At 51.3% G+C, this 20,059-nt stretch carries 20 protein-coding genes and 1 pseudogene; 16 read left to right on the top strand and 5 right to left on the bottom strand.

What is annotated here, in order from left to right:
* The first annotated feature begins 53 nt into the window (after nt 1–53).
* The 3 genes from NL324_RS06520 to NL324_RS06510 all read left to right on the top strand — a co-directional run bounded on the left by NL324_RS06520 (nt 54) and on the right by NL324_RS06510 (nt 2,772).
* A complete protein-coding gene (locus tag NL324_RS06520; RefSeq protein WP_253306818.1) occupies nt 54–596 on the top strand; it encodes a hypothetical protein in 543 nt (180 codons plus the stop codon).
* Entirely contained in the window at nt 593–1,129 is a 537-nt protein-coding gene (locus NL324_RS06515) for a hypothetical protein (protein ID WP_253306817.1), read from the top strand. Before NL324_RS06520 ends, NL324_RS06515 begins: the two co-directional genes overlap by 4 nt.
* A 137-nt stretch (nt 1,130–1,266) precedes the next feature.
* On the top strand, nt 1,267–2,772 hold the full coding sequence (locus NL324_RS06510) for an inverse autotransporter beta domain-containing protein (protein ID WP_253306816.1): 1,506 nt from the start codon (nt 1,267–1,269) through the stop codon (nt 2,770–2,772).
* 281 nt (nt 2,773–3,053) lie between these two features.
* Here NL324_RS06510 and NL324_RS06505 read toward each other — a convergent pair whose 3' ends face one another.
* The 3 genes from NL324_RS06505 to NL324_RS06495 are packed head-to-tail and all read right to left on the bottom strand — an operon-like array spanning nt 3,054 to nt 5,663.
* A complete protein-coding gene (locus tag NL324_RS06505) occupies nt 3,054–3,905 on the bottom strand; it encodes an ABC transporter permease (RefSeq protein ID WP_253306815.1) in 852 nt (283 codons plus the stop codon).
* Nucleotides 3,902–4,666 carry an ABC transporter ATP-binding protein gene (locus tag NL324_RS06500; protein ID WP_253306814.1) on the bottom strand — a complete coding sequence of 255 codons (765 nt, stop codon included), beginning with the start codon at nt 4,664–4,666 and terminating at the stop codon, nt 3,902–3,904. Before NL324_RS06500 ends, NL324_RS06505 begins: the two co-directional genes overlap by 4 nt.
* 4 nt (nt 4,667–4,670) lie before the next feature.
* Nucleotides 4,671–5,663 carry an ABC transporter substrate-binding protein gene (locus tag NL324_RS06495; protein ID WP_253306813.1) on the bottom strand — a complete coding sequence of 331 codons (993 nt, stop codon included), beginning with the start codon at nt 5,661–5,663 and terminating at the stop codon, nt 4,671–4,673.
* Between the two features lie 313 nt (nt 5,664–5,976).
* Between NL324_RS06495 and NL324_RS06490 the strand changes: the two genes are divergently transcribed.
* The gene (locus tag NL324_RS06490) at nt 5,977–6,399 is read left to right on the top strand and encodes a PIN domain-containing protein (RefSeq protein ID WP_253306812.1); all 423 of its coding nucleotides are present in this window, start codon (nt 5,977–5,979) and stop codon (nt 6,397–6,399) included.
* On the opposite strand, the pseudogene NL324_RS06485 reads toward NL324_RS06490, so the two are convergent.
* Nucleotides 6,382–6,870: pseudogene (locus tag NL324_RS06485) on the bottom strand (IS982 family transposase); the annotation flags it as partial. The gene NL324_RS06490 and the pseudogene NL324_RS06485 overlap by 18 nt on opposite strands.
* Before the next feature lie 497 nt (nt 6,871–7,367).
* Here NL324_RS06485 and NL324_RS06480 point away from each other — a divergent pair.
* The 10 genes from NL324_RS06480 (at nt 7,368) to pilM (ending at nt 17,032) form a co-directional block, all read left to right on the top strand.
* Nucleotides 7,368–8,579 (top strand): lipoprotein-releasing ABC transporter permease subunit, encoded by a 1,212-nt coding sequence (locus NL324_RS06480; RefSeq protein WP_253307154.1) that lies wholly within the window; start codon nt 7,368–7,370, stop codon nt 8,577–8,579.
* A complete protein-coding gene (locus NL324_RS06475) occupies nt 8,569–9,261 on the top strand; it encodes an ABC transporter ATP-binding protein (protein ID WP_253306811.1) in 693 nt (230 codons plus the stop codon). The genes NL324_RS06480 and NL324_RS06475 overlap by 11 nt, the downstream gene beginning before the upstream one ends.
* Entirely contained in the window at nt 9,258–10,529 is a 1,272-nt protein-coding gene (gene lolE, locus NL324_RS06470) for a lipoprotein-releasing ABC transporter permease subunit LolE (protein WP_253306810.1), read from the top strand. Before NL324_RS06475 ends, lolE begins: the two co-directional genes overlap by 4 nt.
* An 8-nt stretch (nt 10,530–10,537) precedes the next feature.
* Nucleotides 10,538–11,326 (top strand): tRNA pseudouridine(38-40) synthase TruA, encoded by a 789-nt coding sequence (gene truA, locus NL324_RS06465; protein WP_253306809.1) that lies wholly within the window; start codon nt 10,538–10,540, stop codon nt 11,324–11,326.
* 44 nt (nt 11,327–11,370) lie between these two features.
* Nucleotides 11,371–12,060 carry a VTT domain-containing protein gene (locus tag NL324_RS06460; protein ID WP_253306808.1) on the top strand — a complete coding sequence of 230 codons (690 nt, stop codon included), beginning with the start codon at nt 11,371–11,373 and terminating at the stop codon, nt 12,058–12,060.
* On the top strand, nt 12,057–12,947 hold the full coding sequence (accD, locus tag NL324_RS06455; RefSeq protein WP_253306807.1) for an acetyl-CoA carboxylase, carboxyltransferase subunit beta: 891 nt from the start codon (nt 12,057–12,059) through the stop codon (nt 12,945–12,947). The genes NL324_RS06460 and accD overlap by 4 nt, the downstream gene beginning before the upstream one ends.
* Nucleotides 12,944–14,248, top strand: coding sequence for a bifunctional tetrahydrofolate synthase/dihydrofolate synthase (gene folC / locus NL324_RS06450; RefSeq protein ID WP_253306806.1), 1,305 nt, complete (start codon nt 12,944–12,946; stop codon nt 14,246–14,248). Before accD ends, folC begins: the two co-directional genes overlap by 4 nt.
* Nucleotides 14,249–14,305: 57 nt before the next feature.
* Entirely contained in the window at nt 14,306–14,800 is a 495-nt protein-coding gene (locus tag NL324_RS06445; protein WP_253306805.1) for a CvpA family protein, read from the top strand.
* Nucleotides 14,801–14,840: 40 nt separating this feature from the next.
* The gene (purF, locus tag NL324_RS06440; protein ID WP_436298246.1) at nt 14,841–16,319 is read left to right on the top strand and encodes an amidophosphoribosyltransferase; all 1,479 of its coding nucleotides are present in this window, start codon (nt 14,841–14,843) and stop codon (nt 16,317–16,319) included.
* 215 nt (nt 16,320–16,534) lie between these two features.
* Nucleotides 16,535–17,032, top strand: a complete 498-nt coding sequence (gene pilM, locus NL324_RS06435) for a type IV pilus biogenesis protein PilM (RefSeq protein ID WP_253306804.1) — start codon at nt 16,535–16,537, stop codon at nt 17,030–17,032.
* A 53-nt stretch (nt 17,033–17,085) separates the two neighbouring features.
* Here the strand turns inward: pilM and NL324_RS06430 are convergent, their stop codons facing one another.
* Nucleotides 17,086–17,787, bottom strand: a complete 702-nt coding sequence (locus tag NL324_RS06430; protein WP_253306803.1) for a YciC family protein — start codon at nt 17,785–17,787, stop codon at nt 17,086–17,088.
* A gap of 382 nt (nt 17,788–18,169) precedes the next feature.
* Between NL324_RS06430 and NL324_RS06425 the strand changes: the two genes are divergently transcribed.
* Complete coding sequence (locus NL324_RS06425) at nt 18,170–19,189, top strand: ankyrin repeat domain-containing protein (protein WP_253306802.1); 1,020 nt, start codon at nt 18,170–18,172, stop codon at nt 19,187–19,189.
* Between the two features lie 104 nt (nt 19,190–19,293).
* Entirely contained in the window at nt 19,294–20,052 is a 759-nt protein-coding gene (locus tag NL324_RS06420; RefSeq protein ID WP_253306801.1) for an ankyrin repeat domain-containing protein, read from the top strand.
* The last annotated feature ends 7 nt before the right edge of the window (nt 20,053–20,059 follow it).

Genomic DNA, 20,059 nt, shown 5'->3' with positions numbered 1-20,059 from the left:
TAGATTTAATCAGTAATCACCCTACAAAACCGAACCTCCCAAAAGTTGCTGTGATGAGTGATGGTCAGCACTGCAGAAAACAGAGTAAAAAGTTAATCAGTTGGTTGGACAAGCTTGATGACTATTTAACAACCAAAGGTAATGAAATCGGTCTAGCAGTACTCAGTTGTGAACTAGTACAAGCCTTGTTGAAACGAGTGATTAGATCCATTCAGATGAAAAAGGAGATGAGTGGCTATACAGCGATCACCTGCTTACAAAAACTCTCTGTCATAGCAAGAACTCTCCTAGGGATGAAAATTTCTCAGGAACTGATCGATAACGTGCGACAGGAACAACTGAATCATTTCAACGCCTGTACGAGAACTATCAATCGACGATTACTGGAAGGAGTGCTCAGCAATGCAGTAGATACCATTGTCTATAACGAAGTTATGCTGCAGCTGGAGACTACTGGTGGAATATGGCGTCTGGTGAACCATCCGCAAAATCTGGACGTTTCGACGGGAATTAATGAAGTGACGCTTCCTGATGGTAACCTCATGCGTCTGCTGCCCCTAGTATCATTCACCTGCCCGTTGCTCATCACCAATTGACGGCGTGGCGGCTGATTGATAATGATCTCATCGTCGGGTTAGGCCAGCAAGCACAGAGCTGTCAATTGATTTTAAAAGCGGTCTATCAAACGGTTAATCATCAACGCTGCTTAGTGCGGAACCAATGGCGCTTGTTTACTGATGACGGGCTACAGTTACTGCCACAGTGGCCAGAGGTCGTACCAATAGGAAGTTCGCCAGCGATCACTTTTACAGCCTACTACGCCAAACTCTGGGATCAGCGCACTGCAGCGCCCGCAGTGACCAGCACCACTGCTGGGTATCAACTCCAACCCACGCCGCCAAAATATTTAATAACGCCAGAATCAGCCATGAACGGACGGTTCATTGAAGATCTCAGTGCGCTGTCTGATGAAGCAAAGGATCAGGGATGCCTACTGGATCGAAGCTGTACAGTCAACCCCACCGTGTGCAAACGCAATCCACCCCACCTTATCTTCCCACCTAACGCTGTATCCCCCTATTTTTTATTAACTAACTTAACATATTTATTTATATTACAAACTTTATAATTTATAAACAAATCATTAATTTTTTTTTATAACAATATACAAATTTATTTATTTTAAATACAATTTAAATCTGTTTTATAACTTATTTTTAAATTTTTAAATGATTCAATCCATTTACTTAACGAGGCCATTGCCCTATGAATTATTCATTAAAAACCCCGCTCTCCTGTTTTCTAGCGCTCAGTGCTACGGCGGCCATGGCTGCTGCGGGGACGGAAAATTCCTTGGCGACCCTGGATGAGCCCTTAGCAGTGCAGACGGCGCTCCCTGCCATTCATGTAGATGTCGGCGGGCAGCAGAAGCAGCTGAGTGAGCGGGTGTCGCTTGAGGGGTTCTGGCCCTTGATGCAGCAGGAGGAGCAGCTCCTGTTCCTACAAGGCGGCTGGCTGCGCCAGCAGCAGCGCAACCTCTTGAGTGCTGGCCTGGGATGGCGCTACTTCCCAGAAATCGATTGGGGGGTGGGTTCGAATTTATTTTATGACCAAGATATTACCCGGCAGCATCGTCGTATCAGCTTGGGTGCTGAGGCGTGGTGGCAGTCGTTAACCCTCTCCGCCAATGGCTATCTCCCCGCCAGCAGCTGGCGGATAGCCAGTGATTTGAAACAGTATCGGGAGCGCCCGGCGAAGGGGTATGATGTCACCTTAAAAGGCTATCTCCCGACGCTACCGCACCTGGGGGCCTCTGTACGCTACGCCCACTATAGGGGTGATGAAGTGGCTTTGAGTGACCGTAAACACCGACAGCGGTATCCCAAACAGTGGCGCTGGGGGCTGGATGTCACGCCGATTCCGCTCTTGACCTTGGCCTACCATCAGCAACCGGGTCTCAGTGGCGACGCGAAACATCAGTTCAGTGCGGTGCTGACCTACCGCTTTGCTCTCCCCTTATCGCAACAGTTAGATCCCACTCAGGTCACGGTATTGCATTCAGCCGAGGGACAACGGTTGGCTCGGGTGCAGCGTGAACGGCTGATGGTGTTGCAGTATGCCAAGATAGCTCCCCAAACGCCGCCTAAGGTTGTGCCTAAGCCGCCTAAGGTTGTGCCCGAAACGCTGACCCTAGAAGAGATTAAACAGGCGATAGCAAAATTTGCAGCGGCCATGAGTGACACTCTAGAAAATATGATAAAAGGTGACGCCCTAGGTGAATTATCGAAACAAGAGGATGTTGATAAATTCAAATTTAAAGATATTTTGAAGAAACTAGAGATATGGAATAAAATGACGAAAGAACTGTTGAAAACAGTTGCTAAAGAAAAGGAGCGTTTTAGTGATGACAATTTTAATGATGACAATTTTAATGATGACAATTTTAATGATGACAATTTTAATGATAAGCTGCCACCGGTACTATCCGAGATCATAGCAATCTCTCGGAAAAAGGAGGTGTTGGATAAACGGAGCCTGATTACGAAGCCAGAGGAGTTAAAAAAGACAGAGCAGTGGTACAAAGGTATAGATAAGTTGCAAAATAATTTGAGTTACTATCTTGCTGTGAAGAATGCCCGTGACCAGTGGGCAGCGATGGAGGCGGCGTGGACTGCTGGGGGGGCCAAATCAGCAGCGCTAGAGACGGCGCGTCAAGAGGCCTTGAATGCTGAGAAGGTAGTAGTTGATCTTAAGAGTCAGCTGGATCTGTAAACTACTCTGTGTAAAAATTGTATTAGTCACGATTTAATCTAACAGAAAGGCTTGAAAGATGGAGCGTTACCGGTTTTGACAGCGGATCTTGAGACTGTCTTTTAAAACACCCGGTAATGCTCATCCTGACTGGTTAACAATCTCTTCTCAAACACCCCGTCACCCTATTCAACCGCGCCGAAGCAGGCCACACCCTTCTAAAAATCCGCCAGTAGGCGAGGTTTTCCTAAAAACCCTTTGGTTGAGGTAGGGATTGGCTGTAGTCGCCAAGAGCGCTCCCACTACAGCAGCGGGCGGCGTTCAGGATGGCTCCGCAACGCCAGCACCAAGAGAACCAGGCTGCCGGTCAGTAGTTTGAGATCAGAGGGCGGGAGCCCTAGGGAGAGGACCAGGCCCTGAATTTGTTGATAGATCAAGGCTCCCACCAGCGGCGCCAGCAGTTGTCGGCGTAACGTCTGCTGACCCACTAACGCCTCACCCACCATTAAGGCCGCCAGGGCATGAATCACAATGCCGACCCCCATGCCGATATCCATATAGCGTTGACAATCCACTGTTAAGGCGCCAGCCAAGGCACTGAAGCTGCCGGCGAGCAGAAATCCAAAGCGGCGATAGCTGGCGACCGAGATCGCTTGACGCTGGGCAAACTCGGGATTCAAGCCCACCGCGCGTAGGCGCAAGCCCCACTCCGTCTGTAAAAATAGCAGCAGTGGTAGCGTGCAGCCTACCACAATGAGCAGGATCCAGCCAAAGTGATAGAGGGTGGGTCCGGATAGCAGTGTAGGGCGATCAAAAAGTGCTAGATTGGGTTGCCCCATCAGGCGTAGATTGACACTGTAGATCATGGTACTCAGCAGAATACCCGCTAGCAGGCTATTCATCTGCCAGCGCCCATGGAGCCAGCTGGTCGCTAACCCCAGCAGAGCTCCCCCAATCAGGCCAGTGAGGAGCGCCCATAGCGGTGGCAGGCCAAGAAGCAGCACCCCCGCATAGAGCGCGCCGCCGAAGGGGTAAGCGCCCTCGGCGGTTAAATCGGGTAGATCCAGCAGGCGGAAAGGGATCATCAGTGCGGTGGCCAGCAACGCCAAGACGGTGCCCTGCAGTAGGCCGCTCGATAGCAGATCAATGGTCATAGCAGTCTCCCGCTCCTCTTCTGTTCACTCAGGGTGTGGAGGAATCGCTGCAGTAATGCTTGACGGGTTAAAGCGGCTTTGGCCGCCCCGGCAATCTCATAAGCGATGCGCCCCTGCTGTAGTAAAATGAGGCGGTTGCCATACTGAATGGCATCTTCCAGATTATGGGTGATCATCACGGTCGTCAGTTGGGACTCGGCCACACAGTGGGCAGTATGGTGCATCACCCGCTGGGCACTATGCGGATCGAGCGCCGCCGTATGCTCATCCAGCAACAGCAGTTGTGGCTGGGCAGTGAGCGCCATCAGCAGCGCGACCATTTGTCGCTGGCCGCCCGATAGTGTGGCCAGGGGGGCGTGCAGATGGCGATCTAACCCCTGGCCTAATGTCTGCAAGATCTGCCGGATGGTGCTCTCCGCACGTTGATAAAAAGCGAGCCGCGGTCTCCGCCCTCGCCGTTGGCTTAAAACCATATTTTCTAGAATGGTTAATTCGGGCAGCGTGCCTTGATCTACCGCCTGCACTAGATGAGAGACCAGCAGACGTCGTTGTTCGGCAGAAGCGATCGCACCTTTAAACCTGATTTGACCGCTATCGGGAGCGAGTGCCCCGGCGATGATCTGCATTAAGGTGGATTTACCTGAGCCGTTAGCCCCAATGATCACACAAAAATCGCCCCTCGCCAGCTGTAGATTGAAGTCGTTAAGCACTGGCTCCAGTGCGCCTGCAAAGGTGTAGGTGATCTGCTGTAACTGCAACATGGCGTCACTCCACCAGGGTGAGGTATGGTTGGGGGGGCGGCAGCGGAATACCGAAGGCGGCGGCCTGTTGACGACTGATAAAGCCCTGGTGATCAGCACTCTTAGGATAGCGGGGGGTGAGTTGTGCCGGATCAGCTCCCTGGAGTAGTGCTGCGACCAACTGGCCAGTATTCACACCGACGGTGGTATAGTTCACGCCAAAGCTGGCGAGCACTAGCCCCTGTTTAACAGCGCTCTCATCGACAGTCAACACCGGGATCCCCATTTTTTGACTCTCGAGTGCGATCACCGGCAGGCTCGGTTGTATGGGCCCACTGGTGCCGACATAGATAACATCAACCTGGCCGCGGAACTGCTGCAGGCGTAACGGCACCTCACGGGCGTGATTCACTGGCAGTGCCAGCACAGACATATTCTGCTGTGCGGCGGCGGCCTGTAGCTGCCGCACCAGCGCTTGGTCATTGCTTTCGGCGGTGGCATACAGCAGACCCACCCGCTTAGCATGCGGGAGGAGTTGTTGTGCAAAGGCCAGCAGTCGCTGTAAATCTTGTTGTTCCGAGCTACCTGTCATCGTGCTTTCGGCTTGCTCCGGCGTTTTAATCAATCCAGCGGCTACCGGATCGGTGATAGCGCTGTAGACCAACGGGCACGCTTTGATGGCTCCCTTGGCAAATTGCGCCACCGGGGTGGTCATCACCACCATCACAGTAGGGTTTAACTGCTTTAATTGGGTGACCATCTGGGGGATCAGCGCCGCATCGAAGCCAACATCACTGATGGCATAACGAACGGTTTTCTGGTCAATCCAGCCCTGCCGGGCCAGCTCCTGTTGAATCCCCTCAATGGTCGCCGACAATGAGGCGTGGGGGCCGTAGTTGGCAATGGCGACCAGCGGCAGCGCTGAGGAGTGGCGACGTGAAGAGAGCACCAGCAGCACGAGTAGTAAGAGCCCCAAGCCGAGGCCGAGTAATCGTTGATTGTTTATCGGGCTATTCATTTTGATCTCATAAGCACAGCGTAAAACGGGCCAACTGCTCAGCAGTCGCCGATAATTAGGGGGGGGTAGGAACTAGTTAGTGGCCCACAGGCCAGAGGGGGTGGGAATCAGCAAGCGATTGCGCCAGGAGTGCTAACAGCAGCAGGGATCTAAGAGTAAAGCAAGTAGTGCGATGTAACATGGGCGAGCTATCCAATCAACAGTGATCAACCAAAGGGCGATTAGGGATTATTTTTTACCTAACGCCACGAAGCGATTGTCAACGGTTTAAGAAGGCGGCGCATTGGGAACACAGGGGTGCCTCGAAGCTCAAGTGGAAACTCACTATAATCAGTCGCTCTACCCGTTGTCAAGCGCGTTGAGCAATCTGGCTGCTGGTGACTCGCCATTCGCAGTACTGCTGAGAGCACTAGAGCGGGTGTCGTTTGATAGGACGGCAGCGGCTCTATTCGGTCAACTATCACAGCAGTTTCCTCAGCGCAAAAGCAGTTTTGACCGGATGATTGCCGCCCATGCCCTGGCTTTGAAGGTGGTGCTCGTCACCAATCACGTGGCGGACTTTGAGCGGTATAGCGCCAATGCCTTACAGATTGAAAGATTGGTTAACCAGTGGGTTAACGTCAAAAAGTCATTAATCGCTCCGCACAACCCTATCACCTCTCTCAAACGCTCCTCACTTGATTTTTTTTCTAGTTTAACCTCAGCTCGGGATAAGGGCTCATATAACGGTCAGTAAATCAGAGGATTGAAGGGAGATTGCGGGTTTTTTAGGCATAAGGCAATAGGCAACAATTCCGCTAATGAGATTAACGATAAAATTGGCAGGAGAGCGATGTCGAGTATGTTCTATTTGGCACAGATTTTTTAGTTGATCGAACACTGTTTCAACCAATGAACGCTTACTCAGTAAGGCTTTATCAAAAGCTAAATGAGCAATTGGTTCCATGTTTTTTCTGACTTTAGTCACTAAATCTACGCCTAGCACCTTCAAGGCTTCTGTTAAAGATGTGGAGAGATAGCCTTTGTCAGCATAAAGCTTGCCCACGATGCCCTGAAGCAACCTGGGTAATGGTTTACGATCATTCACATTGCCTGGAGTAAGACGACCGTTAAGGAGCTCTCCCAGGTGATTGATAACGACGTGTAACTTGAAACCGAAACACCACCCTGTCGAAGAGTTACCTCGTTCGGCCAGACCGTGGAAAACGGTGGTGGGTCCAACTGAATGATGGGGAAAAATGCAGGGCTCATGTAGAATTCCGAAACCAAGCATAAATCTTAGATAAAATTAATAAGGAAAATCTTCCTGCTGCATTCTGAGCGGGCAAATGGTCTGGATAACAATGATCAATGGTTATTTTTTTGATCTCTGCTTTATGGGTTATTAAGGGTGTGCAATAATCTGAATGCATTTCCAGTAAGACAGATATATAAGTGACTCTGTTGGCTATTTTGAGCAAGCACAAATAATTTACCATCCTCCTCTGAAAAAGTTCCTGGGCGACTCCAGCCCAGTACCCCTATCCGCTAGATTTTTTTAGAAATTTCATCGATTTTGTAGCGCATTGCCGTAAAATCCTGCAATGGGAGGACGACAGCGACCGATCTAGCTTCAGCTGCCTGCACCAGGCTACTATTGACCCCTAGGGCTAGGGAGCTTAAAGAAGCTTTCAGATCCTACCGTTGCGGGAGAGCACAGTGTTTTTGATACAGCCAGTCGTTCTATTGATCAGTGTTCGCTATCTGCGTTACGGGACCCGAGAAGGTTTTAGCCAGGTGGTCTCTTGGTTTGCTGCCCTCGGCATTCTGTTGGGAGTGATGTCGTTGATTGTTGTGTTATCCGTGATGAATGGCTTTGAGCAGCAATTGACTACCCGGATTTTACGGGTCGTGCCACAAGCCGTCGTGACCACCCCAACGGGCCAATTAATACGGTCACAGTATCCACTATCCCTGCTTCAAACCCTGGCCATTCCCGATCTGCAAGCGGTGGCGCCCTTAACGACGGCTGAGGTGGTGTTACAAAGTGCCCAGGGGATGACTGTGGGAACGCTACTGGGTATTGATCCAGCGGCACCTGAGCCGTTAGCGGGCCGGCTAGTACAAGGCAGGTTCAGCGCACTGCAACCTCAACGCTGGCAGATCATTATCGGCGTTACCTTGGCTCGGCAATTAGGGGTGCAGGTCGGGGATCAGCTGCGGTTAATCGCTACCAACACACGACAATTCACACCGCTTGGTTCATGGCCTAGTCAGCGCTTATTTACCGTGGCCGGGCTATTTGCCGTAGGCAGTCAGGTGGATAGTACCCAGGTACTGGTACACCAGGAGGATGCCGGGCGCTTATTACACTACTCCCCAGGGGTGATCAGCGGTTGGCGGCTATTTTTTGATCAACCACTACGAACTGCTTTAGTTCCCCCGCGATTGCCAGCCGGCTTGTGCTGGTATGATTGGCGACAATCCCATGGTCCGCTGTTTCAAGCGGTTAACCTGGAAAAGAGGATGATGGGTTTGTTACTGATCTTGATCATTGCCGTGGGGGGCTTTAACATCATCACCGCTTTAGGCATGCAGATTTTAGAACGTGCTGCTGAAGTGGCGATTTTGCAAACCATCGGATTAACCCGGGGAGCCATTGTGCTGTTATTTATGATACAGGGGGCTAGTCGTGCGTTGGTGGGGTGCCTTTTGGGCACCGTCGCTGGCCTCGGGCTCTCCAGCCACTTGACTGAGATCAGCCACCTACTAGGGCTCCCTGGCCTTTTGGGCACGGCACTTCCGGTGGACATCCGCCCCGCTCAGATCCTGCTCATACTGCTGGCCACCACCGGGGTGACGCTGTTAGCAACCCTCTATCCCGCTTGGCAAGCGGCCGTTTTAGAGCCCAGCGAGATCTTGCAACATGCCGGATAAACCGCTGTTACGGTGTCATCAGCTCTGTCATGCCTATCAAGAAGCTGGTGGGACTACCCCCGTATTGCAAGGGATCACGCTGCAGCTGCAACCGGCCGCTTTAGTGGCGGTAGTGGGCAGTTCCGGATCGGGCAAAAGCACTTTATTACATCTGTTAGGGGGCTTGCTCCAGCCCACTTCAGGTGAAATTTTTTTCCAGGAGCAGCCGCTACATCAGCTCTCCTCAACGGCCAAAGCTCGATTACGCAATCGCTCCTTAGGGTTTATCTATCAGTTTCACCATTTGCTTCCCGATTTTAACGCTTGGGAGAATGTGGCGATGCCGCTGTTGATTGCCGGGATAGGGAGATCGGTCGCTCACGCCCGCGCGCTGGAGCTGCTAGCGCAAGTGGGTCTACAGCAGCGCTCCCAGCATCGGCCGGCCGCGCTATCGGGGGGGGAGCGGCAACGCGTAGCGATTGCCCGTGCTTTAATCAATCGGCCAGCCTTGGTACTGGCTGATGAACCCACCGGGGCCCTAGATCGCCACCATGCCCAGCAGCTATTAGCGTTGATGCTACAATTCAACGCCAGCTTCGGCACCGCCTTTTTGGTGGCGACGCATGATATCCCTTTGGCCGAGCAGCTGCAGCAGCAGTGGCAGTTGTGTGATGGGGTATTACAAGAGCCCTCCGCAGAATGAAGCGAACGCTCTTCTTCATGAGACGCTACAGTCTGCTTTTGTGGATGGCCTGGCGCTACCGCACTTCAGTACACCGGGGACTGCGCTGGTTTATCAACAAAGTCGCCACCGTAGGGTTAGCCTTGGGGGTGGCTGCCTTAATCATTGGCCTAAGTGCCATGAATGGGTTTGAAGTCGCCCTGCAGCAGCGGGTTTTGGCGCTAGTCCCCCACGGTGAGGTGGTCGCGATCAACGGTCGATTAGCGGCCTGGCAGGCGTTGGCAGAACAGTTGCGACGCTGCCCAGGGATTATCGCGGTCAACCCCACTGTGCAATCGGTGGCGTTGGCAGAGAAGGGCACCGCCTTTAAGGCAATACAGATCCGGGGGATTGACCCCACTCAGGCGGCACAGGGCTCCCTGCTTTCGCAGTATACGATGCCCACCACGGCTTGGCAGGCTTTTAGCCAGGGGGGAGCACAGCTGTTGTTAGGGCAGGGCATTGCTGATCGCTTGGGTGTATCAGTGGGTGAGTGGATCACGGTGAGTTTGCCCAATCCAGCAGCACAGCAGGGCTGGCGGCAGCCTAAACGGCTGCGGCTCCAAGTGATTGGCCTGGTGAAGGTAGGCAGCCAGCTTGATCACACTATCGCTTTGGTGCCGTTGGCGCTACTACAATCTCAACTTGGCTTGGGTGATCAGATCAGTGGTTTAGCACTGCAGGTGTCGTCAATATTCCAAGCAGAGAGCGTGGTGCAACAAGCGGCACTCCGTCATCCGCATCGTCTTGATGTGCGATTTCAAAGCTGGACGACACAGTATGGTCATCTCTATCGGGATATTCAGATGGTCCGGGGGATGATCGATTTAGCCATGCTACTGGTGATTGGCATTGCTTGCTGCAATATTACCACAACGCTGCTATTGACCTTAAAACAGCGGCAGGGCGATTTGGCCATCTTGGCGACGTTAGGGGCAGCACCGAACTGCTTAAGCCAACTATTTATTGGCTATGGATTGTTAAATGGTGTGGTGGGTGGTCTTTTGGGTGTCGGGATTGGCGTCGGGGTATCGCTGCAGCTGACACCCCTAGTCCGAGGCCTAGAGTGGCTGTTTAACCACCACTTTTTGCCGAGTGAGCTCTATTTTGTTGATTTTTTGCCAACCCAGGTGCGCTGGCAAGATAGCTTACAAGTGTTTAGCGTCGCCGTGCTACTGAGCCTAGTGGCTAGTTGGTATCCAGCCTACTATGCTGGCCAGCGCGATCCAGTACTGCTTTTAAGAGGATAGTCTCTAATATGCGCATCGCTTTGGGGGTTGAGTATGATGGCAGTGGCTATCGAGGCTGGCAGCGCCAAGCAGGCTATCCCACCCTACAGGCTGATCTCGAAGCGGCGCTGGCGCGGATCGCTAATGCCCCAGTAGCCCTAGTGTGTGCCGGGCGTACTGACGCCGGAGTGCATGCCACGGGGCAGGTAGTTCACTTTGAGTCCCCGATACCCCGTCCGCTCACGGCCTGGAGCCACGGGGTCAATCGCTACTTACCACCAGCCATTAAGGTCCGCTGGGCTCAAGCAGTCCCTGCACATTTTCATGCCCGTTTTTGTGCCCTGGCACGCCAATACCGCTATCTCATTGATAACAGCCCCTGGCGCCCGGCACTATGGCACCAGGGCGTTACGGCTATCGCGCAGCCTTTGGATGCGGCATTGATGCATCAGGCGGCACAGGCATTGGTGGGAGAGCATGATTTTAGCTCGTTTCGGGCACGTCACTGTCAGTCGAACTCCCCTTGGCGCAACCTCATGCAGTTGTCGGTCACACGTCAAGGAAATTATGTTATCGTACAGGTGAAAGCTAACGCTTTTGTACACCATATGGTGCGTAATCTGGTTGGTGCTCTGTTACAGGTGGGGAGCAGCCAACAACCCCCTTCATGGATAGGCCATCTGTTAGCCTTGCGTGATCGCACCCAAGCGGCAGAGACTGCTAAGCCTCAGGGTCTCTATCTGGTACGTGTGGAGTATCCGTCGGCTTTCAATCTACCCACGACACCGTTAGGCCCCTGGGTTCTAAGCGATGAATAAGTCAACAGGATAAGGAGTGTAATAAAAATAGTATGATGAGTGGCATGGAGGTTACCCCGTGGTGGCAGACGCTGATAGCGTTAGTGATGCACAGTGATCAGCTGCTGCTTCACCTGGCAACGAATCAGAGTCACTGGATCTATGTGGTCGTGTTTCTAATCCTTTTTTGTGAAACTGGGGTCATTATTGCTGCTTTTCTTCCGGGAGATTCACTACTGTTTTTCGTGGGAGCACTGGCGGCCCAGGGAGAGCTTGATCTCTCGTTAATGCTGTTGCTGATGTTCACCGCGGCTGTGCTTGGCGGTGTGCTGAACTATCAGGTGGGCCACTGGAGTAGCCAAAGATGGCTGCACGGACGAGCTTCCCGCTGGATTAGCCAGGAGGCTCTGCAATCTGCTCAACGTTTTTATGCGCACCACGGAGGAAAATCACTGGTTTTAGCGCGTTTTGCCCCTATTTTACGCACTTTTGCACCTTTTGTGGCTGGGTTAAGTCACATGCCTTACCTCCTATTTACCTATTACAATGTGCTGGGTGCACTCTTATGGATCAGCAGCCTCACTTATTTAGGCTACTTTTTTGGTAATTTGCCGGTAGTCAAAAACAATCTACACTATCTGCTATTAGCCATTATCGGGCTACTGTTAGCCATTGTCGGGCTTTCGCTGTTGTTGCCGCTTGTGAAGTGGTGGCGGCGACGGCGCGCAGCTAACCTTCAGGACCATAAACCATGAGTTGGATTGAGCGTATCCTCAACAAAAACACTATTCTCTCAGCGCAGCGTGCCACTATCCCGGAAGGGGTATGGACCAAATGTAGTGCCTGCGAGGCGGTGTTATACCGGGAAGAGTTAACCCGAAACTTGGAGGTCTGCCCCCGCTGTGATCACCATATGCAGTGGCCAGCGCGCAGGCGGTTGCTGCAGTTTCTCGATCAGGAGGGAGTTCAAGAGTTAGCCAGCGATCAGCTGGCTCAGGATCGGTTGAAATTTCGTGATATTAAAAAATATAGAGATCGGTTGAGCAGTGCTCAAAAGGCGACCGGTGAACCAGAGGCGCTACTGGTCCAGCAGGGCACCCTCTACGGCATGCCACTGGTGGCGGCAGCCTTTGAATTTGCCTTTATTGCTGGCTCGATGTCTGTTGCCGTCGGCTCCCGATTTGTCTACGGGGTAGAGCAGGCCTTGAGGCTGCGTTGCCCCTTAGTCTGTTTTTCTGCTAGCGGCGGTGCGCGGATGCAAGAGGCGCTGTTTGCCTTGATGCAAATGGCCAGGACGAGCGCCGCATTATCTAAATTAAGGCAACAGCGCCTACCCTATATTTCTGTACTAACCAATCCGACCATGGGTGGAGTCTCTGCTAGTTTAGCGATGTTAGGGGATATTAATATTGCCGAGCCCAAAGCGCTTATTGGCTTTGCCGGCCCCCGGGTGATCCAGCAGACGGTTCGCGAGATCTTACCGCCGGGATTTCAACGTAGTGAATTCTTATTAGAGAAAGGGGCCATTGATAACATTGTGCCGCGTTCACAGCTCCGCCCATACCTTGCTAGAGTGCTGGCTAAGTTAACCCACCAGCCAGCACCTCCCAGTGAGTGTCTGAAAGACGGATTCTCCTCATGAAGCCCCAGATACCTGATGCCTCAGCTTCTTTAGAGATCTGGTTTAACTATCTTGATCAGCACTACCACCAGCGGATTGAGTTGGGGCTAGAGCGAATCACTCAAGTTGCCCGCGAGCTCTCTTTAGACCAACCGCTAGCGTCTCAGGTCTTTACCGTGGCGGGAACCAATGGCAAAGGAACGACCTGCTGTACGCTAGAGGCAATATTATTGGCGGCCGGTTATCGTGTTGGTGTCTACAGTTCACCTCATCTGCTGTGCTTTACAGAACGTGTGCGGATCCAAGGGGCCGAGCCGGCTGAATCTGCTTATACTGCGGCCTTTTCTCTCATTGAACACACCAGAGTGCGGATGGGAGTGGCCCTCACTTTTTTCGAATACACCACTTTAGTGGCGCTACAGCTATTCCGACAAGCCGCGCTAGAGGCAGTTATTTTAGAGGTTGGGCTCGGGGGGCGTTTAGATGCCGTCAATCTGGTGGATGCTGATATTGCTGTCATCACCACCATTGCGTTAGATCATACCGACTGGCTGGGGCCTGATCGGGAGTCCATTGGGTATGAGAAAGCCGGTATTTTTCGTCCTCAGAGGCCAGCAGTGATTGGTGAATTAGCGCCTCCTCACTCTATGATCACTCGCGCTAAGCAGCTGCAAGCCCCGCTATTTCAAAGGGGGATTGATTGGTTTTTTGAGATCCAGGCGGACGTTTGGCATTGGCATGATCACCAGGGATGCTTATCTGAACTGCCACTACCTCAGGTTCCCCTAGAGAATGCCGCGACCGCTTTGGCGGCACTACGCTGTTCACCGTTGGTGGTTGATAGGGCAGCCGTGGTTCGCGGGTTACAGCAAGCCTGGCTTCCGGGACGCTTTCAGATCCTTCAGCGTACCCCACACTATCTGATTGTCGATATCGCCCATAATCCACAAGCGGTTGCTTACTTAGCCGACCAGCTGTTGGCACTGCGTCAACGTCAGCCACAGCTTGGAAAACTGCATGCGGTCGTCGGGATGTTGTCGGATAAAGATATTCCTGGATCACTGGCTGCCATAAAACTGCAGGTTGATCAATGGTATTGTGCCCCGATAGCGGGCGAAGGCGAGCGTCAAGGGACGGTGCAATGCCTGCTTGAATGGTTACCGCCGACGGCGCAGGCTTTTGAGGGTGTGCTGGCAGCTTGGCAGCAAGCTATGCAGTCTGCCCAGCAGAACGAGATAGTCGTGGTTTTTGGTTCTTTTCATACCGTAGCGCCGGTGTTGCAAGCTTTAGAAGCTGAGGGATTGGATAAGCATAGCGCTTAACGGCCGCTGATAGTCAGTACAGCGGCGCAAGTGTTTGTTAAACTGGTAGGAGAGGGGATGGTAAAGCCTGAGATGTTGTGGATTGATTACACGCTGTTAGCGCTACTGGCGGGCTCGGCCGTGCTGGGTTGTCTGCGGGGGTTTGTACGAGAAGTGCTGGCGCTAATGGTGTGGGTGGCCGCTTGTTGCGCGGCGAGTTATGGCTACACCTATTTATCGCCTTATTTAAGCTTTGTTCCACAGCCCATCATGCGCCAAGGCGTTGCGCGGGTCGTGCTATTGCTGGGTACCTTAGCGGTGGGTGGGGTGGTTACTGCGCTCTTGGGCAGAGTCCTAGCTAGCCTGGGGTTATCGGCCACCGATCGGCTGTTAGGATTTTGCTTCGGTCTGTTACGCGGGATCCTCATCGTTTGTGCGCTGCTATTTTTTTGGGACTACTTCTTAGCGGGTTCCCGGCATCCTGTGTGGCGGCACTCCCAGTTAGTGCCTTATGGTGACTCCCTGCTGCAATGGGTATTAGCCATTTTTAGAAATTCTGCAGTGGTTATCTAACATGAACTATTACGCTTAATGACTCATAAGGATTAACGCTATGTGTGGTGTGGTTGGCATTGTGGGCAGTCAGCCGGTGAATCAGCTCCTCTACGACGCCCTGTTGATGCTGCAGCATCGTGGACAAGATGCGGCTGGTATGGCCACCCTGGATGCTCAACAGACCTTTCGGTTGAGAAAAGGCCAAGGGCTGGTGGCTGAGGTGTTTGATAGTGGGGATCTCGCCTATCTGCAGGGCACCATCGGCATCGGCCATGTGCGTTACCCCACCTCAGGAACTGCTGCCAGCGCCGCCGAGGCACAGCCGCTTTACGTCAATTCGCCTTATGGCGTGGTATTAGCCCATAATGGCAATTTGACCAATGCCGCTGAAGTCACCACTCAGCTAGTCCAGCAAGCTTACCGACACCTGAATACCGCTTCAGACTCCGAAGTGTTACTGAATAGCTTTGCCGAGGCCTTATATCACTGTCGGGGTGCGGCCACGAAGGTAGAGGCTATTTTTTCAGCGATCCGCCGGGTACATCGACAGGTACGCGGTGGGTATGCTTGTACCGCGGTGGTGAGTGGGCAGGGATTGATCGCGTTCCGTGATCCCCATGGCATCCGCCCTTTGGTCTTAGGTCAACGTGAGCAGTACGATGGGCGGATGGCCTATATGGTCGCTTCAGAGAGTGTGGCCTTGCGTGCGGTTGGTTTCGAATTGGTACGTGATGTAGCCCCTGGTGAAGCGATTGTGGTGACGCAACAGGGTGAGCTATTCAGCCAGCAGTGTGCCGAGTGGCCGCGCCACGCGCCTTGCCTGTTTGAATTTGTCTACTTTGCACGTCCAGACTCCTTCATGGACGGCATCTCCGTCTACCAGGCACGGATAAATATGGGGCATCGCCTGGCGGCTAAGATAGCGCGGACTTGGCCCACCTTATCCATCGATGTGGTGATCCCCGTGCCAGAGACCGCCTGTGATCCGGCGATCGTGATGGCTGAGGTACTGAAACGACCTTATCGCCAAGGCTTTGTTAAAAATCGTTACATTGGTCGCACTTTTATTATGGCTGATCAGGCCGCGCGCCAGCAGTCGGTGCGGCGTAAATTAAATACGATCGCCGAGGTATTTCGTGGTAAAACAGTCTTATTAGTGGATGACTCCATTGTTCGGGGCACCACGTCACAGCAGATTATCGCACTGGCACGAGAAGCGGGTGCTCGGCGGGTCTATTTTGCCTCGTTAGCGCCGCAGGTACAATTTCCTAATGTGTATGGTATTGATATTCCGGGGATCAAAGCCTTAGTCGCCCATAGCCGTGATGTTGACAGCATTAATCGCCTATTAGGAGCTGATGGGTTAGTTTTTCAAGATTTAGCCGATTTGGTGGCCGCGGTGCGCCAGGAAAATGCAACCATCCAAGGCTTTGAAGCCTCCCTGTTTAATGGTGAATACATTACCGGTGATGTCGATAGTGCTTACTTAACCAAGCTCGATCAGCAACGCCAAGAGCTAACCCTTTATGAGGTTTGAGGGGAAAGGGTATCAGCAGCCATCACGGCTATCCAGCAGAGCCTCTGTTCAGTTTCCCTAAAGGAATCGCCTACCCTATACTAGAAGCTGATAGGCTATCAAGGCTATTCTGCCTCAGGTAGTGAGTGTCAGTAATGGCTAAAACCAGCCGCTTCGGGTGCCTAACGTTCAGTGTCGTTGGCTAGGTAACGCCACACTATTGAGGGAGATCAGGGATGCTGTATGCAATGTTATTGGCACTGTTTTTGCCCTTAGGTCTGATGTTTAGCCACTTTGATCAGCAGCAGCAAGATCTAGAGCAGGGTGCACTCCAGAGTATGCTGTTTTATGTGGATCAACTGCGGGTAGCCTTGCCCACCTACCGGGATACTCATTCAAGCACGGAGGGAGAGGTTCCATTCGAAGATCTATCCTTTCCACTGAAGCTGGCAGATCGGAGGAGTGTGGTGAAGCAGTATGTCGATAAACAGGGCTTCTACATTGTTTGGGAGCAGCCACCCAGGGGGTTAGCACAGGCGTTGTTCAAACACTATAGTCGTGCTAGTGGCGAAGCCGCTCACCTGATTTTTTATCATATCGGTTTTGCTAAAAATAGCTGTTTGGTGCCCAGCCGCCACTATCAAAATCCCAGCACAAGCCAGTACCCCTGGCCGTTACCCAAGGAGATTATAGAGGGTGCTTTGGTGCTCACTGATCGTGAACCCATTCACTAGCCCTGCGGGCCAGCGGGTAAAGCTGCTTGGGCACAGCTATTCGAAGATGCTGTCTACCGGCTAGTAGCCGATAGTTGCATCGTCAGTCGAAAGCAGTAGATCAACAGCAACCCCTGCGTTAAATTCAGTAGTGTTTGCACAATCAGTGCCCAGGACCAGAGATCGGCCGGCAGGAACCGGCTAACAGTGGCCTGCAGTGCCAGCAGTGACAGGCGAATAGCCAACACCAGTAAATAACCCACCAATACCGCTGACCAGCAGGTGGCGGTACGCCGCCAACTCTCCTCTAGACTCCCCCAAAGTGATCGCTGTTCACGCACCAGAATGCAGGGTGCTAATGCCCAGCGGATAGTGATGAATAGACCCGGTAGTAGGAATACAACTAAACCGCCGGCGATCACGGTACTGGTAACACCATCCAGCAGCAATAGTGCCGGATAGGTGGCCAATCCCTCCCTTAAGGCTTGTGGAGCGGTGATGGCATGGCCGCACGAACGTTGTTGCAGGAGTCTTAACAGGGCAGCGTCGAGTAATGGAGAGCTGAAGCCGTGGAGCAGCAGTTGGATGAACCAAGTGGCGGTGAGCTGCTGCATCTCTGTCAAGCTATCGATCGGCAGAAACTTTTTTAGAATCGACGCGAATAAAACCGACAACAAAGCCACCGAAAAGGCGAGATAGAACAGTTCGCGGCTTTGATGACGTATAAAATAGCCGCTATCACGCCATAAGGAGTGGATGGTCACGGTTTTTGTCAAACTCCTAAACAGGCAAGGCGTCAGCGTAAAGAGCAGCACTGTACCGCGATAGGGTGGTGTGATCAAGCCCTCGCAGTGTTCAAAGGCCCGCCACAGACTCTGGGTGATGAATAACACCATGATTTGATCAGGAATGATGAATACGATAGCGCAGTAATTGTTAATTAATAGTACTATTATTGACCGCTGTTTAATTTTGCCTAGCCCTACTCTCAGTAGTCAGTCGTGATAGCCATTGGTTTCAGGGACAGTCAAGGATTCTGTGGACAAAATAGTGATGAAAAATAGTGATAATTTCTTCTTGAAACCCTTCGGTTTTTACACTAAAAATAATGCTACGTAAGAACGTTTTTGAGCACAGGCTGCTTCTCAAGGTAGAGAGATGAGTGAGATAAGGGAAGATAGCAAGATAACGACAGCCTCTTACAAAGAGAGTTCGAGATCTGCCTATACTAGGGGTGGAGAGAGTGCGCAGCCTAGAAGCGATCAGGGTAAAAAAGCGAAGAAGAAAAAGCGAGAAAAAAATAGCTGGAGAAATGGTGGGTTAGGAGCAGTTAACCCCAAGCTAACTCGTGGATTTTTTAAGACGATTCAACCCAGCAACCTCACAGGCAAGCGGATAAAAATCCAAGAAATTCCGTTTGTTAGAGACGCTGCTCAGCGGCTGCCAGCAGTCCATAAAAAAAGCTTAAAGGCCGCGCCGCGGCCTACTGCTAAAAACCCGCTACTAACCCCCTGTACTGTTGAGCCAACATCGTATGAAACTGATCGCGGAAAGCCGGCAATACTAACTCCCGTGAAGGCCAAAAAAGCGTCTAGTGTTCAGGGTTTACCAATTCCCCGCTTAGAGCCTGAGTCGGCTGTGGCACACCCCGGTGTGCCACAGCTCCCCCACACCTGTTCCCTAGTGACTCAGCCAATCGTGACCTCCTCAGCAGACGCTCATCCCGTTTCACGGCCACAGCCACTGGAATACCCTGCTGCAATCCCACCGCTGATTACCGCTGTACTGCAAGGTGATTATCGAGCTCTGGAGCGGTTGTTAAAAGATCCCAGAGTGAATGTGAATGCTCAAGATACGGATGGCTGCACTGCGCTGCACCATGCGGTTAGAAGTAACAATATGAGACTGGTACGGCTGTTGATGAGTTATTCTGAGATAGACTTCAACATTCAAAATTGTATGGGCTATGTGCCTTTAGCGGAAGCATTCCAGAGTAAAAATAGTGAAATAGTAAAAGAGTTGATAGCTGACTCCAGAGTTGATCTAACCGTATTGAGACAACCACTTTTGTTAAAACAAACGATGAGTCTATCTTACCCAGAAGAAAGGAGTTCTGTCATTCTAAAAGGCTTGGAGTTACCCTGTAGTATTTATGAAAAATCCATGGTTGTTAGATAAAAATTTAAAATATTTTCATAATTTTTTAAAAGTAAATAAATTTTGAACAGAATGCTTTTTCTGGATAGTTGACTATTATTATAACTGAAATGAGTGTTAAGAACATGATTGACGAGATAAGAGATTCGATAACTGAAAATAAGTTGCATGACCTACAACAAACGATAGATCTTTATCCAAAGCATCTCACTAAACCTAAAACTAATCCGCTTGGTTTAAGCGAGCAAACTGTAAGAATAAAATTTATTAATATACAAGATAGTGATAATGGTAATACTATGCTACACCATGCCATAATCGAAAAGAAAATGTCAATTCTAAACTATTTGGTTACATTAGATGGAATTAATGGAAATTTACCTAACAAGTCAGAAGAAACTCCACTCATGCTTGCTGTACGAAACAACTATGTAGACGCAGCAAGAAGTTTATTCACAATTGATAACCTGAATGTTAATTTACGTGATAATGATGCTCAGACACCATTATTAAGGGCTGCAAGTAACGGTTCTATAGAGCTGTGCAATTTGTTATTTGAACATGCCGCAACAAAAATTCACTTAAAAGATAGAAGCGGCAAAAGTGCTTTAGATTACCTCTTCGAAAGAAAGCAGTTAGATAGCCTGTCTGATGCTAGCATTGCCAGGATCAAAAGTGCTTACCCGAATTTTGGGCAGAACACACCAGAATCATGGATACATTCACCTGATGAGAAAAATGGGAAACTGATAGCCATTTTTCAGTTGCCTACAGATTTCCAGTTGCCTACAGGTACCACTCTTTGTTCATTCTTAAATTGTGATATTGATAAAATTGGTCATGATCTAAGTAAGTTCTTCACTTCATCGCACGTGCAAGTATGACTTTCTG

Source organism: unidentified bacterial endosymbiont (genome assembly GCF_918320885.1).
Classification (GTDB): domain Bacteria; phylum Pseudomonadota; class Gammaproteobacteria; order Enterobacterales.
This window is presented reverse-complemented; position numbering and strand designations above follow the sequence as displayed.

Excerpts from the sequence above, each read along its gene's own strand:
- NL324_RS06520 (WP_253306818.1), top strand. The coding sequence starts at position 54 with ATGAGTGATGGTCAGCACTGCAGAAAACAGAGTAAAAAGTTAATCAGT.
- NL324_RS06510 (WP_253306816.1), top strand. The coding sequence starts at position 1,267 with ATGAATTATTCATTAAAAACCCCGCTCTCCTGTTTTCTAGCGCTCAGT.
- NL324_RS06505 (WP_253306815.1), bottom strand. The coding sequence starts at position 3,905 with ATGACCATTGATCTGCTATCGAGCGGCCTACTGCAGGGCACCGTCTTG.
- NL324_RS06500 (WP_253306814.1), bottom strand. The coding sequence starts at position 4,666 with ATGTTGCAGTTACAGCAGATCACCTACACCTTTGCAGGCGCACTGGAG.
- NL324_RS06495 (WP_253306813.1), bottom strand. The coding sequence starts at position 5,663 with ATGAATAGCCCGATAAACAATCAACGATTACTCGGCCTCGGCTTGGGG.
- NL324_RS06475 (WP_253306811.1), top strand. The coding sequence starts at position 8,569 with ATGCCGGATAAACCGCTGTTACGGTGTCATCAGCTCTGTCATGCCTAT.
- lolE (WP_253306810.1), top strand. The coding sequence starts at position 9,258 with ATGAAGCGAACGCTCTTCTTCATGAGACGCTACAGTCTGCTTTTGTGG.
- truA (WP_253306809.1), top strand. The coding sequence starts at position 10,538 with ATGCGCATCGCTTTGGGGGTTGAGTATGATGGCAGTGGCTATCGAGGC.
- NL324_RS06460 (WP_253306808.1), top strand. The coding sequence starts at position 11,371 with ATGGAGGTTACCCCGTGGTGGCAGACGCTGATAGCGTTAGTGATGCAC.
- accD (WP_253306807.1), top strand. The coding sequence starts at position 12,057 with ATGAGTTGGATTGAGCGTATCCTCAACAAAAACACTATTCTCTCAGCG.
- folC (WP_253306806.1), top strand. The coding sequence starts at position 12,944 with ATGAAGCCCCAGATACCTGATGCCTCAGCTTCTTTAGAGATCTGGTTT.
- NL324_RS06445 (WP_253306805.1), top strand. The coding sequence starts at position 14,306 with ATGGTAAAGCCTGAGATGTTGTGGATTGATTACACGCTGTTAGCGCTA.
- purF (WP_436298246.1), top strand. The coding sequence starts at position 14,841 with ATGTGTGGTGTGGTTGGCATTGTGGGCAGTCAGCCGGTGAATCAGCTC.
- pilM (WP_253306804.1), top strand. The coding sequence starts at position 16,535 with ATGCTGTATGCAATGTTATTGGCACTGTTTTTGCCCTTAGGTCTGATG.
- NL324_RS06425 (WP_253306802.1), top strand. The coding sequence starts at position 18,170 with ATGAGTGAGATAAGGGAAGATAGCAAGATAACGACAGCCTCTTACAAA.
- NL324_RS06420 (WP_253306801.1), top strand. The coding sequence starts at position 19,294 with ATGATTGACGAGATAAGAGATTCGATAACTGAAAATAAGTTGCATGAC.